Source organism: Cupriavidus sp. 05L310, assembly GCF_056398185.1.
In genome coordinates this window covers 1-16,349 of the sequence record NZ_JBFTOX010000087.1, presented here as the reverse complement: position 1 = coordinate 16,349, position 16,349 = coordinate 1, and the positions used below count along the sequence as shown (strand labels likewise).

Below are 16,349 nucleotides of genomic sequence, written 5' to 3'. Positions count from 1 at the left end.
ATGAAGCTATACAGATGCGCCGCCGGTGCGGTACTCATGACCCTTGCAGCCGGCTGCTCGCTGCAGCCGGTGTACCTGCGGCCGGCAGCGCCGGTGGCTACGGTGTTTCCCGCAGGCGAGGCCTACAAGGCCCCCTCAGTCGGGGCAGGCAGCACAATGCTGCCTGCCGCGGATATCGGCTGGCGCAATTTCCTTCCTGATTCTCGCCTGCAGCGGCTGGTCGAGCTCGCACTGGTGAACAACCGTGAGTTGCGCGTCGCAGTGTTGAACGTAGAGAAAGTCCAGGCGCAATACCGCATCGAGCGCGCGGCATTGTATCCGCAGGTAAGCGCCGGCGCGAGCGCTTCGACCAAGAGCGCGTCGAGAGGCGGCTCCACCGGCAATGCGAATGCCTCTTCCAACTATTCGGCAGGTCTCTCTGCCTCCTGGGAGATTGACTTTTTCGGCCGCCTTCGAAGCCTGACGGATGCGGCGCTCGAGCAGTACCTGGCAAGCGCGCACGCGCGTCAGGCTGCGGAGATCCTGCTGGTGTCCCAAATCGCCGACCAGTACCTCACCACTCTGGCGTATGACGAGCAACTCGCGGTGACGCAGAGTACCTTGACGACTGCGCAGGCGGCATACAAAATCGTCAAACTGCAATTCGACACAGGCACCGCGTCGGAGCTGGATTTACGCCTGTCACAGACTACCGTGGAACAGGCGCAAGCCAACTACGCCGCCCAGATCCGGTTGCGCGCGCAGGCCGAGAATGCGCTGGTATTGCTGGTCGGCGAGCCGTTGCCGCTCGACCTGCCTCCTCCTGTAAGGCTGGGCGCCCAGCCGATCCTCGCCGACATACCAGCCGGACTGCCTTCGGACCTGCTGGAGCGCCGCCCGGACATCCTGGAGGCCGAAGCAGTCCTGCGTTCAGAAAATGCGGACATCGGCGCTGCGCGTGCGGCATTCTTTCCGCGCATCTCATTAACAGGCGCGCTCGGCACTGCCAGCGCGACACTCGGCGGCTTGTTCGCAGCGGGATCCAGTGCATGGTCCTTCGTACCGTCGCTGGTGATGCCGATCTTCACCGCTGGCGCGAATCAAGCCAACCTGGATGTCACTACGGTTCAGAAGGACATCGGCATCGCGCAATACGAGAAGGCCGTCCAGACCGCATTCCGCGAGGTTTCCGACGGGCTTGCGGCGCGCGGGACCTACGACGATCAGTTGGTAGCGCAACAGCGCTACACCGATGCCCAGCAGCGTCGGCTGGAGCTGGCAAATATGCTCTATGCGAGCGGGACCGACAGCTATCTGAGCGTACTGACCGCGCAGACCGACTTGTACAACGCACAACTGGCATTGGTCACGACACGCCTGAACCGCCTCACCAGTCTTGTCGACCTGTACCGCTCGCTCGGGGGCGGCTGGATCCAGCGCACCGGGGACGAGCCACGGCCGGCTGACACCGCGACGGCAAGCGCAACGGCGGGTTCACCGTCCCCGACGGTTCTATGACATGGGCCACCATTGAAACGATGCGCAGCGCTTCACGGTCCGCGGCGTGGCGGAAGTGCTGCTTTGTCCCCTAGGGTGCGACGATTTGCGCCTGGATGCCCGCGTGCTGGCAATGGAATAGCGGCGTGGCTAATATTTCCCCAGACAATGCGTGGATATGGGATTCCGCGCGAGAACGGCTTCTCGCAATCAAACTGTTAAGGCGGATTTATCATGAAACTATTGATTGTCGAGGACAACGAGCGTGTCGCCCAATATCTGAAGAAGGGACTGGGTGAAGCGGGGCATACTGTGGATCACGCCGACAACGGGCGCGACGGCATGTTCCTCGCCGCGAGCGAACCTTACGATGCGATCATCATGGATCGCATGCTGCCCGGCGGCATTGACGGCCTCGGGATCATCGAGGCGTTGCGCAGGACCGGCAACAAGGTGCCGATCCTGATCCTCAGCGCTCTTTCCGATGTCGATGATCGCATTCGTGGCCTCAAGAGCGGCGGTGACGACTATCTTGTCAAGCCATTTGCCTTCGGCGAACTTCTGGCACGGCTCGACGCGCTCCTGCGGCGTTCGCAGGACGGTCGCGCAGAGACGACGCTGACGCTGGATGACCTGTCCATGGATCTGCTGTCCCATAAGGTAACGCGCGCGGGCAAGACCGTCGCGCTGCAACCGCGCGAATTCAAGCTGCTGGAATACCTGCTGCGCCATGCCAACCAGGTGGTGACGCGGACCATGCTGCTTGAGAACGTGTGGGACTATCATTTCGACCCACAGACGAATGTCGTGGACGTTCACGTCAGCAAACTACGCCAGAAGATCGATGCCGGCAGCGGTCGGCAATTGCTGCGGACCATTCGCAATGCCGGCTACATGCTGACGGCCGATGAGTAAGCTGCTGCGTTTTTCGGCGCTTAATCTAGCGCTCGGCTATGTCGCGGTGAGTCTGGTTGCGCTCGCCCTGTTCGCCACGCCGCTCTGGTATGCCTGGCGCAACACGATCGAGCAAAGCAGAACCGAGGTGCTTCAGGCGGAAGCGCAGAATATGATGGATCTATTCGCCAAACATGGCGCCGCTGCCCTTGTAGCAGCGATCGAAACACGGGTGGGCGGGCAACTCGAAGACGTGGAGAACACTATCATTCTGTTCGCCGATCCGACATGGGCGAAGCGTGCCGGCAATCTACCCGCATGGCCTCGCGAGGCTTCCGCATCGACAGGGACGCAAGTAGCGTCAATTGATGTAGGCGGACGTGTGGTTAGAGCCGTGCTGTTGCATCAGACACTCCCCGGTGGGTATCACCTTTTGTTGGGTCGTGACGTCAGTCGGTTTGAAAGGCTCGAAACGTTGTTCTTGTATGGACTGGTGGGCGCTGCCAGCATCGTTTTGCTGCTTGGCGTAGCAGGGGGAGCGCTGATTCGTCGCACGATACTTTCCAAGGTCCACGACATCAACCAGACGGCTTGCGCCATCATGCAAGGGAATCTCACACATCGGTTGCCGGCTTATGGCGGTGAGAACGAGCTCAACACGCTCGTGGAGACCGAAAACCGCATGCTGGATCAAATCGAGCACCTGTTTGAGGGCATCCGAAACGTGTCCAATGCTATCGCGCATGACCTGCGCACACCGTTGGCGGAGTTGCGTTACCGCCTGGAGGAACTGTCGGTGACCCGGCCTCGCCCGGAGCAAACCTTCGCCGAGATCGAAGGTGCAATCGCGGACGTAGACCGCGTTATTGCTATCTTCAACGCCCTACTGCGCCTGGCGGAGATTGACTCTGGCACGCGCCGCTCCGGCTTCATTGAAGTGGATGCAGCGACGGTAGCATGCGAAGCCGCCGAGTTCTACCAACCCGTGGCAGAACTGAAGGGGGTCGCGCTTTCTTTCGCGTCCTCTGGGCCACTGACGCTCGCCGGCGATCCCCTGCTGCTTGCACAGGCGGTCGGGAACCTGATCGATAACGCGCTAAAGTATGCTCAGGAACATGGGAGGGTCACGGTCGAGGCCTCGAGCCGCCCGGACGGGGCAATCGTAATTGCCGTTTCGGACGACGGGCCCGGCGTCCCCGACGAAGAGAAGCCAAAAGTTCTCGAACGCTTCTACCGCGGCGACGCAAGTCGCAGTACTCCGGGTGTGGGATTGGGGCTGAGTCTTGTGGCCGCCGTCGCCAAGCAGCACGGTGGCGTGCTCGAATTGACCGACAATCATCCTGGGTTGAGAGCGACGCTGATCCTGTTTTCATAGGGCGGCCAGCCGACCGCCCGCGTTGGTGAACTGGTTTCGAATGATCAACCGGGAGACGTATCGTTCCGGCGGATCACCGCCCCGGGACGGGCGCCCGTGCTCTCGCCGCCGCTCCATGCGAGGGTGCCATTGACGATGACGGTCTCGATGCCTTCGGCGCGCGCGACGGGCTGCGCGAAGGTCGCCATATCGGCCACGCGGGCGGCATCGAAGATGGTGATATCCGCGAAGTTGCCGTGCGACAGGATTCCGCGCCCCGGCAGCCTGAAGTAGCGGGCTGTCAGGCCGGTCATCTTATGCACGGCTTGCTCGAGTGAGAATAGCCCGAGGTCGCGGCAGTAATGCCCCAGCACCCGCGGAAATGTGCCCCACAGACGCGGATGCGGCGCGCAATCGTGGGGCAGTCCGTCGGATCCGATCATGGTTTCGGGGAAGGCGAGGATGCGCTGCACGTCCTGCTCGTCCATCAGGAAGTAGATCGCGCCAGCCGGCTGCAACGCATCGACGGCGTCCTCGGGCGAGAGGCACATTGTCGCCGCGATGGCATCGAGGTCCTGTCCGGCGAACTCGGGATGCGGTACTGAACGCGTCACGATGACGCGGCTCGACATCGCGAGCCGATCCTTGCGCAAAATGGTGGAGCCGGCGATGTATGGATAGCAGTCGAGACCTATCGGCTGACGCCGCATGGCTTGCGCGATATGCCCAAGCGTCTCGACCGAGCGGCCATGATTCTTTGGACCAATAAGCTTGTGATGCGAGATCACGACTGGCGCGTCGCCCGCGGCGCCGACCTCGAAGGCTTCGTCGAGCGCCTCGCGGATCCGATCGCCTTCATCGCGTATATGGCTGGCGTAGACACCGCCGTAGCCGCGCATGACCTCCGCCACGGCGGCCATTTCCCCGGTCGTGGCCGGCATTGCAGTGGGATAGGCGGCACCCGTCGAAAGCCCGATGGCCCCGCTCTCCATGGCGTCGCGCATCAAGGCCTGCATCGCCGCGATCTCGCTGTCGGTCGCCGCCCTGTCCAGCCGCTCCATCGCGGCGATCCGCAACGTCGTATGGCCCACCAGGCAAGCCGCGTTGACGGCCGCGGGACCTCGCTCCAACTCAGCGAGATAGTCGCCGAACGCAGCGAAACGAAACACGGCGGGGTCGTCCCCCAGCAAGTCAAGTGGCGGCGGAACGGTCTGTCCCGCGGCCGCGCGCCAGGGCGCAAGGCTGATTCCGCAATTGCCTGTCACGACCGTGGTAACGCCCTGGCTGAGCTTGGCCGGCATCATCGGATCGAGCGTCAGATATCGGTCATCGTGCGTATGCGAGTCGATGAAGCCGGGCGCGACGATACGATCACGCGCATCGATTACCAGCGCAGCGGTGTCGGATGAGAGTGCGCCAAGCGCAGCGATACGCGATCCCTCGATCCCGATGTCGGCGAGCCTGCGCGGTGCGCCGGTGCCGTCGATCACTGTGCCGCCACGAATCAATATGTCAAAATGCGCCATGTCCAGCTCTCCTCAGTCGACGGCCGCGCCGGAACTCTTGATCACTGCGGCCCAGACGGGTCGCTCCTTGCGGGCGAGGTCGAAGAAGGCTCCGCGCTCCCCTGTAGAGACTTCATACGCCATGTCGGCCAGCCGCATTTTCATGGCGTCCGAGTTGGCCGCCTTGTTGAAGGCCTTGTTGAGCAGGTCGAGTATCTGCGGGTCAGTCCCGGCGGGCGCGACATAGCCAGTCCATGCCACTGCCTGGTAATCCTTCAGTCCCGTCTCCGCCATGGTCGGCAGCTTCGGCAGGCGGCTGTCGCGGCGTGCGCCGGTGACGGCGAGTGGCACGACGCTGCCGCTCTTCAGATACGGCGCGATCGACGTGATGTTCTCGAAGACCAGATCCACTTCGCCTCGCATCAGTGCGAGGTCCGCTTCGGGACCGCCCTTGTAGGGAACGTGCGTGATGGAGACGCCCGCCATTGCCTTGAACATCTCGGCGCTGAGATGGCCCGTGGTACCGTTCCCGCCCGATCCGACGGAGAGCTTGCCCGGCGCGCTTCTGGCCAGCGAGATCAGATCGGAGACCGACTTCACGCCGAGGTCCTTGCGCACCGCCAGCACATTCTGTACGTAGCCGGTCAGGGCCACGGGTGCCAGCTGCTTGTCGGCGTCGTAGGGCAGCTTCTTGTAAAGGGACTGGTTGATTGCAAGTGTGGCGACGTTCGCGAAGCCAATGGTGTAGCCGTCGGCCGGCGCGTTGATCACGGCCTGCGTGCCGATGATGCCGGAAGCGCCCACGCGGTTGATGACCACAATCTGCTGCCCAATGTCATGGCCGACGACATCGGCCAGCAGGCGTGAGACGATGTCGGGCGTTGTGCCTGCATTGAACGGGACGATCAGCGTGATGGGGCGCTCGGGATAAGCTGCGAAGGCGTTCGCCGTGAGCAGCATGGCGGCGACGATCGGCGAAATTCGTCTGAGTAGCCAGGCACAATTCCGGAAGAGAGACATGGTGGCGTTCCTTTCGTGGTAGGCAAGTTAGCGTCAGGGCCGGCCTGCGTCGAGATGCGCGGGCCGGTGATACGGCTGTCTCAAGTACCGTGTGCGGCGGCTGCAGTGGGCTGCAGCATCGTATGAAGTAAGGGCAAGTCGACGTTGCCGCCAGACAGCACGATGACGCTGTCGCGGCCTTCGAGATCGATCACGCCGGCTAGCAACGCCGCCAGCGCGACGACCCCGCCCGGTTCGACCAGCAGCCGAAGTTCCGCAAGCGCGAAGCGAATGGCGGTGCAGACCTGCGCGTCGGTGACGGCCACCGCGCCGTCGAGAAAGCACTTGTTGATCTCGAAGGGCAGTTCAGCCGGCGTGCTGGCCTGCAACGCGTCGCAGAACGTCGTCGTGGTGCCCGCGGCATTGGTTTCCCTGCGGCCGCTGCGCAGCGAGCGCACCGTGTCGTCGAACCCGGCCGGCTCGGCGGAGATCAGCCACGTGCCCGGACTCAGGGTGTCGACGACAAGTCCGCAACCGGCCATCAGGCCGCCGCCACCGCATGGCGCCGCGAACAGGCCGAGGTTGTCGAGCGCAGCCTCGGGCAGATCCTGCAACGCCTCCAGTGCCACGGTGCCCTGGGCGGCAAGGACCGCGGGATGATCGCCCGGCGGAATCAGCGTGCCGCCCGATTCGTCGATCAGCCGCATTGCGATCGCTTCGCGGCTTTCATGGCGGCGGTCGTAGTGAACGACGCGCGCGCCTTGGGCCAGCGCGCGCTCGACCTTGTTGCGTGGCGTATCGACCGGCATCACTATGGTCGCCGCAACGCCGAGCTGCCGTGCCGCCCAGGCGATCGCCTGCCCGTGATTGCCGGTGGAATAGGCGATCACGCCTTTCGCGCGCTGGTCGCTGCGCAGCGATAGCAGCGCATTGAATGCGCCGCGTGCCTTGAATGAACCCGTGACCTGCAGGCTCTCGGCCTTGAGCCAGACGGGCGCGCCGGCAATGGCATCGAGCGTCGGCGAACGCAGCAGCGGGGTGCGGACGACATAGGGAGCGATGTCTTCAGCCGCCTGTTCGACGTCGGCGAAATCGGGAACGCGCATGTCACCCAGCATCTCGTGCCGGATCGCGTGCGCGGGTCGTGGTCGTGCCAGATGAATATCCTGCGGTTCGGTCGGCTGCATGGATGAGTCGAGTGGGTGGTCGAAAAGGGGGGAGCGAGATCAGCGCGCCGGCCAGGTCGGCGGGGCGACGCTACCGACCTGATCGGTGATGCGTGTGTACGCCTCGACGCGCCGGTGCAAACCGAAGTTGAAGACGGTGGAGCGGCCCAGTTTGCACATGTCCAGGTTGCAGTCGGCTACGATGAGTTCGTCGTCCCAACTAGTGGCCTGCGCCATGATTTCGCCTTGGGGATTGACAATGATCGAATGACCGAACATTTCATGACCGTCCTCGGTCCCGGCCTTCGCGACGGCGACCGCGAAACTCGCGTTCTGATAGCAGCCCGCCTGAATGGACAACTGCGAGTGGAACACGCGCAGATGATGGGCCTCGAAGCCGCGGTTTTCCATGTTCATGCTAGGCGTGTTGTAGCCCAGCATGACGAGTTCGACCTGCTGCAGTCCGAGCACGCGCCAAGCCTCGGGCCAACGGCGGTCGTTGCATATCATCATGCCCATGTTCACGCTCCCGGCCTCGCCGACGGACGCCCGGACCACCGGAAAGCCGAGATTGCCGACTTCGAAATAGCGCTTCTCCAGGTGCTGCACCTTGCGCGATGGTGCGTACTCTGCGTGGCCGGGCAGATGGACCTTCCGGTATTTGAGGATTACCTCACCCGTCGCTGCGATGATCGCCGAGGTGTTGAACCGACGCTTGCGCATGACGCCGGCTTCGTCGTGCTCGTAAGCGATCTCGGCGTAGCCAAGGTACACCGTCAGGCCAAAGCGGCGGATTGCCTTGAACAGCGGTGCGGTCGCCGGTGAGGGCAGCGCCGTTTCGAACCAGCAGTCCGCCTCGTCGATGTCCTCGTGGTACCAGCGCGGAAAAAACGTGGTCAGCGCGAGTTCGGGAAACACCACGACCTGCGCGCCGCGCCGATAGGCGCGTTCGAGCAGTTGGACCATGCGTGCGACCGCGATCTCGCGCCCTTCGGACTTCTGGATGGGACCAAGCTGGGCGGCGGCGACGGTGATGATGTTGGACATGTCTTGGGGTCTCTGGTGCGATGCGGTAGCAGCAAGTATAGGAACGCGATGCCGCCCATGAAATGCGTCGCCCCGCGCGCCGATAGCCCCCGCACGGGATCCATCACGCGCTCACAACACATTGATTTGAAACGGACAAATACCTCGGGAGCAGCCCTGGAGCGCAGCTGGCCCATAGCCTCTCGTTATGAGTCCTGGACAATATGTGATGGGGCGCGGCGGTAGCGTGTGGCAATCGCGCCACTGCGTTGCGAACGCCATCTCAGACGAGCAACGGCGGGGGCTGCACATCCCCACCGCGCGCTTCGGCGTCCAGCAGGTGCGCGAGCGTGGCAAGAAAGCCTTTGGCCAAAGTCGACATCGGGATCTGCCGCGAATGGATCAGGTAGATCTTGTGGCCGAGCGCCGGGCTGATCGGCTTGAGCACGACGTCGTCCGATCCCGATGGCGTGTATCCGAACGACTCCACTAGCGCCACCCCGACGCCCTGCCGCACCAGCGCCATGGCTTCGGGCGTTGAGCGAATCTCGATGTCCGGCGTGAGTACTCCCTGCTCCAGAGAGAGGAAATGCGAGGAGAGTTGGCCGAAAGGGGTGTCGATGCCGTAGCCGATGAGAGTTTGGCCGCGCAAATCACTGGCGGTCACGATCTCCCGCTCCGCCAGTGCGTGTCCCTTGGGTAGCGCGCACAGGATCTGCCCCGCGCCGATTTCCCGGACCCGAAGATTCGCGCTGTCGGGCGGCGCCATCGATGCAATGCAGAGGTCGGCGTGCCCCTGCACCATGAACGGTAGTAAAGCGTCGAACGGCATCGGGCGGTAATGGAGCCGGACGTTGGGATGCCGCAGCCTGAAGCGCTGGATCGCGCGCGGCATCAGCCATTCGCTGTAGCTCGGGCTGGAGACAATCGACAGTTTGCCCTCGTTCTGTTGGCCGAGGCTGCTCGCCACCGCATTGAACTGGTTCACGCCCCGGAGGATGACTCCGACCTCCTGGAACAGCCGGCGCGCCTCCGGCGTCGGCTGCAGCCGTCCCTTGACTCGTTCGAACAGCAGGAACCGCAGGCGGCTTTCAGCTGTTGCCAGCACCCGGCTGATTGCCGGCTGTGACACGCACAGCATGCGGCCGGCCTCGCTTAGCGAGCCGGTGACCATGATCGCGTGGAAGACTTCGATCTGGCGAAGGTTCAGGGGTATGGAGGGGGGCCTGCTATGGGCTGGCATACAAGGTGGCGCGCCAAGGCGGAAGGGCTGCGTCTGTGACTGGGGCCTTTGGCGACGCAAGAAACGCGCCATCGGGCTGTGGATCCGCGCCGCCCGTCGGGCACGGTTGTCAAGCCTGCGCGTCGGCCGCGATGTACCTTCTCGATAAGCTCAGGCCGCAGGCTCAATTGCCAGAAATGTCTCTGGTCATGTCAGCGCAGCCATCCCGGAGGAGTCTTTCAGCGAAGCCCTGTAATGCAGGAACCGCAACCCGGTTCCGACTAACGTTCCGCGCCGAGTTGACCGCGGAACTCCCAGCTTCCGTCAACGCACTGAACCAGCGCGCGGTTGTAGAGATAGGCTGCGGTGCAGGTATGCCGGGGTACGAGAGCCACTTGCTGGCCGATGTCCAGTTCGTCGGTCTCGATAACGACGTGCTCTTCTTTCATCATTTTGATCGGCCCCGGGCCCTGAAACCGTTCCTTCAGCGGTATGTCCGGCGAAATGGCTTTTGTTCCCGCGTCCAGCGTGGCGGTGCCTTGGCGCGTGGACAGCACGGTAGCCAGCACGTATGCGCCGACTCTCCAGCCCAGATTCGACAGGTCTGCCTGATGCTGCGCACTCGAGTACGTCCAGCTTCCCGGCGCAACCCACTGTGCAACATCAGCGGGCCAGACATCAAAGGAATAGCTGCCTCCCGCGATCAGGCCTGCAGGCAAGCCTTTCCGCCGCGCTTGCGATAGCAGACTCCTAACCTCTTCAATCAGCCTCTCGATATCCTTTACACGCTCCGGCCTATTGGCCCCTTTGATATGGCCGTCGTAGCAATGCCAGCCACTAAAAAGGCCCTCAACCATCATGGCGTGGGCCAATTCCAGAGCCTCATGGTTGAGCGGAACGCCGGTACGTCCCAGACCAGGATCCAGATCGACCCGCAGCTTGATATTGGATGCCGGCTGCCGCTCCAACTCGTCCCGCCAGGTGCCAAATCCACGTTTGGAATCGACTAGCGCTTCGAATTGCACATTGGGATGCCTTCGCGCGATGTCGGCAACGCGAGAGATTGCCGCGGTGTTCACTGTCGGATATGCCCACACAAGATGTTGAGCGCCCCCGGCTGCCGCCATCTGCATTTCGGCCGGGGTCGCTGCCTTAAACGCCGTCACCCCCTCTCGAACCAGCAACTCGACCAGCCATTGGGCCCGATGCGTCTTGATATGCGGCATGAGCCGCCGGATTCCCCCTGCTGCCTTCGCCGTCTTTTCCAGATTGTGGAGAACAGCCGTTTCGAGGATGACGAAACATGGCGTTTCAATGGGAAAGGAGGGGAGTGCCAAATCATCACGGTATTGCGCGCGGGAGCAGGGCGGGGGTGTTTGTAGTGGATCGCGGATTTCCATAATTTTTCTCCAGATCGATGGCGCACAAGAGCAAGAGCTCATTAAACCGGTTGTTCCAGCTCAATAATTGGGGGTGAAGGGAATCGGCATCAACTATCCGTCATCCAGAGCGAGGGTGGCGCTTCATCGGCCGAAGCGCGCAGGTGTGCCTAGTCGCCGGAGCATTGGTAAGCGATTCTCTTCTGTGTTTCCAGCCCTCGCTGACGTCGGCTAGGCCCGGCTTGCCGGTGCGCTCGCTCAGCGGCGGCGCGGTCATCGTCAGGGGGAGCGCATGGAAATCTCCGGGCAATTGGCAGTGCGGGCAACGCGAAAACACATCGCGCCATATCAGTCCATATCAGTCCACGACAATGTTCTGTTGCTTGGCGAGCCTCCTCCACCGCTCCACGTCCTGCCCGATGGTGGCGGCGAACTGGGCCGGCGTGACGGGCCTGGCTTCGGCGCCTTCCTTCAGGATCGCCGCCTTGATCTCGGGCTTGGACAAGATTGCGTTGACGGCGGCGTTGAGTTGGTTGACTATCGCCGGCGGCGTGCCGGCCGGCGCCAGCAGGCCCCACCAGAGCTCGAACTCGTAGCCCGGCACCGCGCTGGACATGGGCGTTAGTTCCGGCGCGATCGGGCTCGGCTTGAGGCTGGTGATGCCGACGGCGCGCACCTTGCCGGCGCGAACCATCGGCAGCAGCGACGGACCGGTAGAGATCAGCAACTGCGTCTGGTTGCCGATCAGGTCGGTCAAGGCGGGAGGCATGCCGCGATACGGGATATGCGTGATGAACAGGTTGCCGGCCATGGCCTTGAGCAGCTCGGTGCCGAACTGGTTGACGCCGCCCGGTCCGGACGAGGCGTAGTTGTACTTGCCTGGCTTGGCTCGGATCGCGGCGATGAGTTCCTGCGGTGTCCTTGCGGGGAATGCATTGTTGACCGCGACGATGAACGGCCCTTGCGCAAACATCGCCACCGGCGCGAAGCTCTTGACCGCATCGAACGGCAGTTTGGCCTGCACTGCGGCATTGGTCGTCATGCTGGACGACACGGCGACCAGCGTGTACCCGTCCGGGGCGGACTTGGCGACGATGCCGGTGCCGGTATTGCCGCTGGCGCCTGGGCGGTTGTCGATGACGACGGGTTGCTTGAGCTCCTCGCCGATCCCCTTGGCGACGATGCGCGCGAAGATGTCGTTGGAGCCGCCCGGCGGATAGGGCACGACGATGGTGATGGGCTTGCTCGGATACCCGCCCTGCGCGAAGACCGCGCCGGAGACCAGGCTAGCAATTAGCGTGGCTACGGACGCCACGCTACGGGAAACGGACACGGATACGGATGATGTTCTCAAAAATGGCTCCTTCTGTATCGTTGTTGTCCGGCTACGTACGCGTCGGGATAGAAGAAGGCCGTGATGGTGTCGCCGGCATCCTCCGGATAGCGGCTCAGGTCATAGCTGGCCAGACACGTGGCCGCTTCCACCGCGTCTGTGGTCCCACCGAAGCGCAATTGCTCGATCATGACGCGTGCCACGATCCTCTCGTCGCCTGGGAGTTGGCATCACGCTTTGTGTTCCATCAACTGCGGTTGCTGAGCAAGCAACTTCAGTTGTGGTCGAGCCATATCGTGGTACGCCTGTACGACGAAGCGCAGCGATTGTCCAAGCATTGGCGCACCAAGATAAATGGACATTGAATGCAAATTGGAGGATCAAATTCCGACCGGGTAGCCATCCTTGCGGTGATCGGATGCCGCTACATAACCGCCGTTATCCAAGCGCAGAGCCGCCTGGGCACTGCCGAACTCGGTATCAAAGCGTTTGGCAACCGCGATCGGATGCCCGCGTGATGTCAGTCCCTCAATCACCGCTTGCGGCATATTCCATTCGACGGCGACGCCATAGTTGTCGTCAAGTACGCGCCAGCGCGGCGCATCGCTCGCGGCCTGTGGGTTCAGTCCCTGATCGACCAGGCGGGAGACCATCTGCATATGACCCTGCGCCTGCATGGATCCGCCCATGAGGCCGAAACTCATCAGCGGTCGGCCGTTTTGCATCAGGAAACCGGGGATGATGGTGTGGAATGGACGTTTCCCAGGCGCTACTTCGTTGGTATCGCCGTGACGCAAATTGAAGCCCCAGCCGCGATTTTGCAAGGCGATGCCGGTATTGGGGACGACCACGCCCGAACCGAATCCCTTGAAGTTGGACTGAATGAACGAAACCATCATGCCGTTGCGATCCGCCGTGGTCAGGTAGACGGTGCCGCCACCAAGCGGTTTGCCGATGCGGGCCGGCGCTGCATGCTCGGGGTCAATGAGCTTGGCGCGTTTTGCCAGATATGCTGGGTTGAGCAGGTCGGCTGCTGTTACTTCCGTCATGTGATCCACGTCGCCGACGTATTCATGCAAGTCGGCAAAGGCCAATTTCATTGCCTCGATCTTTAGATGCATCGCCAGCGCGCTATCTTGGTCCATGACCTTCAAATCGAAATGTTCAAGCATGCCCAACGCCATCTGTGCCGCAATGCCTTGACCGTTAGGCCCGATCTCGTATAGTTCAACATCCCGGTAGCGGATGCTGATCGGCTCGACCCAGTCCGCCTTATGTGCGGCGAGGTCCGCTTCGGTGATCGCACCGCCGGTATTGCGCGCGTGGTCGGCGATCGCACGGGCCAGGTCGCCATGGTAAAAATCATCACCCTTGGTGCGCGCGATGCGCTCGAGTGTATTTGCCTGTCCCGGGCAAATGAAGCGCTCGCCCTGAAGTGGTGCCCGGCCGTTGGGGGCAAACGCTTCGCCGTAGCCCGGCTGATCGATCAGTTCGTCGATCTGCTTTTGCCACTGATTGTGGACATTGTGCGAAACCAGATAGCCGTCACGCGCATAGCGCAGCGCTGGTTCGAAGAGGTCTTCGAACGGCAGGCTGCCAAAGCGTTCCCACATGGCTCGCCACGCTGAAACGGTGCCTGGCACAGTCACCGAGTCCCAACCCCGCTTCGGCATCTCCTTGTATTTTGAAAAATACTCGCGCGTCCATGCGGCCGGTGCGCGGCCCGATCCGTTCAAACCGTGCAATTTGCTGCCATCCCAGATCAGCGCAAACGCGTCGCCGCCGATACCGTTGTTGCACGGCTCGACCACAGCCAGGGCGATTGCCGTGGCCAGCGCTGCGTCGACCGCATTGCCGCCGCGCAGCAGCATCGCCAAGCCGGCCGAGGAGGCAAGCGGCTGCGAGGTCGTCACGACGTTGTCGGCGACCAGCGGCAAACGCTGCGACGTGTAGGGGAAGGTCCAGAATGCGCATTGATTCGATTGCATGTTGTCTTGATGTAAATGGCGGCCCACGTGAGGTCTGGCGGCGACCGGTAAGGAAAATCGGTTGCAGGCTGGGCGGTCACGAAAGGCGCGCCTGGGAATGAGCAGAGTCCTCCGTCGCTGCATCGGCGCGCTGAAGCCGGTGCCGGTGAGTATGCAGCCACTGTAGTCAGCCAAGTCGTCTACGTGGTTAAATTTCTGGAAATCTATTGTTAAGCTGAATTGAATGATCCGCATCGAGATCTGGCAGCTTGTTTCGGCATTGGCGCCCTTGAGCAGGGGTTTGGCAGCACAGGCTACCTGCCTGGGAAGGGACTGCGTGCCGCGAGTGCCGGCACCGAGTGACCAACGGGCCGATGTTGCAGCCCGTTACAGGCGATGCAGAGATGCCCGCCCGTGGCCCAGGCATGCCGCATGCAAGTGCAGACTACGTTGTAGGACTTCGCCCGCTGAGCCGTTGGCGGCGGGTTCCATACAATGAACGCAGCGCGTTGCCGGCGGCGGCCGCCGACAGCAAGGAGCCGAAGATGGGCAAGCCAGTATTCTCACTGCATCGGATCGAAAGCGCCCTCGCACTACGCGGGCACCGGTATCGCGTGCTTCATGTCTTTGATCGCCTGGCCGGCGCAGCCACGCGGCAGGCGGGCTCGCCTACGTGAAGGGCACGGATTGACTCGGTTATTTGGCGAGCGTTCGGTTAACTCCAATGTGCTGGCCGTTTGCTCTCCAAATATAAGTTTGACTGCACCTCACGGTATCCACCGGAAGAATGCGCGACGGCGACCAGTAGCCCACGTGCTAAATGTGAAGAAAGCCCAAGTCGTGAATCGTCGCTTCGTTCCGGAGGACATCGCGGCACCAGATTTCCTTATCTCCGAGAAACAGCTGCACAGTGAAGTGCGGCGCGTCCCAGTCGTTCACCATGGCAGAGAGAGGGCCGTTCGGGTGGGGGTGGAAGAACAATCTTTGCGGGTGGGATTCTATCTTGTAGAGAATCTCGGCCGCACGCACGATACTCCTAACATCGACGCCATCGTGGTGTCCAACAAGGGCAACTTGGTGAATAGCGACGGGTGTCAGCACAAGACCGTCGAGTAACAGATGGGACCGGACAAAGAGGCTGTACCGGTTGCGCAAAAATCGAAGAAGGAAGAGCAGTGTGGATCCTACAACCGCAGCCAGCACCAGCGAGTCTGCCATACCCATACTGTCTCTTCACATCGCTCGACGAAACACAGCGGAAGTGTAGTTGAGGACTGCCGTGTTGTATGTCTGGTGCGTAGTATAAGGCGCTTCAAAAACTTGCGCGTTGGGAATGTGCCAGTGCAATATTTACCGTCTGGGACACCCGTGGCTAATGGCTGACCATGGTGAACGAGAACATTGCACACCGTTGGGTGCGGTCTGCACTCGCCGGCGTTTTCTGCACCAACGTGTCAAGTCCCGTGGCAGGGACCGAGCGGAAATTGATCTAATCTTCCCATACCGCCTCCACTTCCCGCATCAAACGCCCGGCGAGGATATAGTCCCCCAGTTTGGACGCCTTTGCCTCCAGGCTCTCCAACTGAGTTGCCGGGAGTTCGCTCAACTCAAACTGGCAATAGAGGTTTCGCTGCCGAAAGGTCGCTTTTGGCCGCATTAGGCCGGCGACCAATGCAGTTGGCGATTTGACCGCGATGTTCTCTTGCCCGCGATATTCCACGCGTATCCCGGCTTTCTGGCCGAGCCGACCCAGTTCAATCGCGTCCTGCCAGCCAGCCTCATAGTCCAGTTCTTGAGGTTCCCCTTGTTTTTCGCCTTCCAAGGGTAAGGGGGTCAAGCCGCCATGTCCCGTGGGTGTTCCCAGTCCCGGAGGTACTGGGCCGGGGACACATAGCCGAGCGTGGAGTGTCGGCGGCTCCGATTGTAAAAGATCTCGATGTAGTCAAAGAGATCGTCTTTGGCTTGCTCGTGCGTGGCGTAGCGCTGGCCATGCACCCGCTCGTTTTTCAGACTGTTGAAGAAGCTCTC

General features: G+C 62.0%; 15 protein-coding genes. 4 read left to right on the top strand and 11 right to left on the bottom strand.

The window, feature by feature from the left end; genetic code table 11:
• The 3 genes from AC1DS6_RS39185 to AC1DS6_RS39175 all read left to right on the top strand — a co-directional run bounded on the left by AC1DS6_RS39185 (window position 1) and on the right by AC1DS6_RS39175 (window position 3,745).
• Window positions 1-1,497, top strand: a complete 1,497-nt coding sequence (locus AC1DS6_RS39185) for an efflux transporter outer membrane subunit (protein WP_477104513.1) — start codon at window positions 1-3, stop codon at window positions 1,495-1,497.
• 213 nt (window positions 1,498-1,710) lie between these two features.
• Window positions 1,711-2,391: a winged helix-turn-helix domain-containing protein gene (locus AC1DS6_RS39180; RefSeq protein WP_477104512.1), complete on the top strand. Its 681-nt coding sequence runs from the start codon at window positions 1,711-1,713 to the stop codon at window positions 2,389-2,391.
• Window positions 2,384-3,745: a sensor histidine kinase gene (locus tag AC1DS6_RS39175; RefSeq protein WP_477104511.1), complete on the top strand. Its 1,362-nt coding sequence runs from the start codon at window positions 2,384-2,386 to the stop codon at window positions 3,743-3,745. Before AC1DS6_RS39180 ends, AC1DS6_RS39175 begins: the two co-directional genes overlap by 8 nt.
• A 44-nt stretch (window positions 3,746-3,789) precedes the next feature.
• Here the strand turns inward: AC1DS6_RS39175 and AC1DS6_RS39170 are convergent, their stop codons facing one another.
• The 7 genes from AC1DS6_RS39170 to AC1DS6_RS39140 form a co-directional block, all read right to left on the bottom strand.
• Window positions 3,790-5,250 carry an N-acyl-D-amino-acid deacylase family protein gene (locus AC1DS6_RS39170; protein WP_477104510.1) on the bottom strand — a complete coding sequence of 487 codons (1,461 nt, stop codon included), beginning with the start codon at window positions 5,248-5,250 and terminating at the stop codon, window positions 3,790-3,792.
• A gap of 12 nt (window positions 5,251-5,262) precedes the next feature.
• Window positions 5,263-6,249 (bottom strand): Bug family tripartite tricarboxylate transporter substrate binding protein, encoded by a 987-nt coding sequence (locus AC1DS6_RS39165; protein WP_477104509.1) that lies wholly within the window; start codon window positions 6,247-6,249, stop codon window positions 5,263-5,265.
• An 80-nt stretch (window positions 6,250-6,329) separates the two neighbouring features.
• Entirely contained in the window at window positions 6,330-7,415 is a 1,086-nt protein-coding gene (locus AC1DS6_RS39160; protein WP_477104508.1) for a threonine ammonia-lyase, read from the bottom strand.
• Between the two features lie 39 nt (window positions 7,416-7,454).
• Window positions 7,455-8,441, bottom strand: a complete 987-nt coding sequence (locus AC1DS6_RS39155; protein WP_477104507.1) for an N-carbamoyl-D-amino-acid hydrolase — start codon at window positions 8,439-8,441, stop codon at window positions 7,455-7,457.
• A 262-nt stretch (window positions 8,442-8,703) separates the two neighbouring features.
• Window positions 8,704-9,663, bottom strand: a complete 960-nt coding sequence (locus AC1DS6_RS39150; RefSeq protein WP_477104506.1) for a LysR family transcriptional regulator — start codon at window positions 9,661-9,663, stop codon at window positions 8,704-8,706.
• A 260-nt stretch (window positions 9,664-9,923) separates the two neighbouring features.
• Entirely contained in the window at window positions 9,924-11,042 is a 1,119-nt protein-coding gene (locus AC1DS6_RS39145; protein ID WP_477104505.1) for an alanine racemase, read from the bottom strand.
• A 337-nt stretch (window positions 11,043-11,379) separates the two neighbouring features.
• Window positions 11,380-12,336, bottom strand: a complete 957-nt coding sequence (locus AC1DS6_RS39140) for a tripartite tricarboxylate transporter substrate binding protein (protein ID WP_477104522.1) — start codon at window positions 12,334-12,336, stop codon at window positions 11,380-11,382.
• 26 nt (window positions 12,337-12,362) lie between these two features.
• On the opposite strand from AC1DS6_RS39140, the gene AC1DS6_RS39135 reads away from it, so the two are divergent.
• Window positions 12,363-12,719, top strand: a complete 357-nt coding sequence (locus tag AC1DS6_RS39135) for a hypothetical protein (protein WP_477104504.1) — start codon at window positions 12,363-12,365, stop codon at window positions 12,717-12,719.
• Window positions 12,720-12,734: 15 nt separating this feature from the next.
• Here AC1DS6_RS39135 and ggt read toward each other — a convergent pair whose 3' ends face one another.
• From ggt to AC1DS6_RS39115, 4 genes are all read right to left on the bottom strand, one after another.
• Complete coding sequence (gene ggt / locus AC1DS6_RS39130; protein WP_477104503.1) at window positions 12,735-14,342, bottom strand: gamma-glutamyltransferase; 1,608 nt, start codon at window positions 14,340-14,342, stop codon at window positions 12,735-12,737.
• A gap of 795 nt (window positions 14,343-15,137) precedes the next feature.
• A complete protein-coding gene (locus AC1DS6_RS39125) occupies window positions 15,138-15,539 on the bottom strand; it encodes a hypothetical protein (RefSeq protein WP_477104502.1) in 402 nt (133 codons plus the stop codon).
• Between the two features lie 271 nt (window positions 15,540-15,810).
• Window positions 15,811-16,158 (bottom strand): PHA-granule associated protein 4, encoded by a 348-nt coding sequence (locus tag AC1DS6_RS39120; RefSeq protein ID WP_477104501.1) that lies wholly within the window; start codon window positions 16,156-16,158, stop codon window positions 15,811-15,813.
• Window positions 16,155-16,349 (bottom strand): IS3 family transposase (locus tag AC1DS6_RS39115; protein ID WP_477104500.1); only part of this gene is annotated, 195 nt, incomplete at its 5' end. The genes AC1DS6_RS39120 and AC1DS6_RS39115, both read right to left, overlap by 4 nt.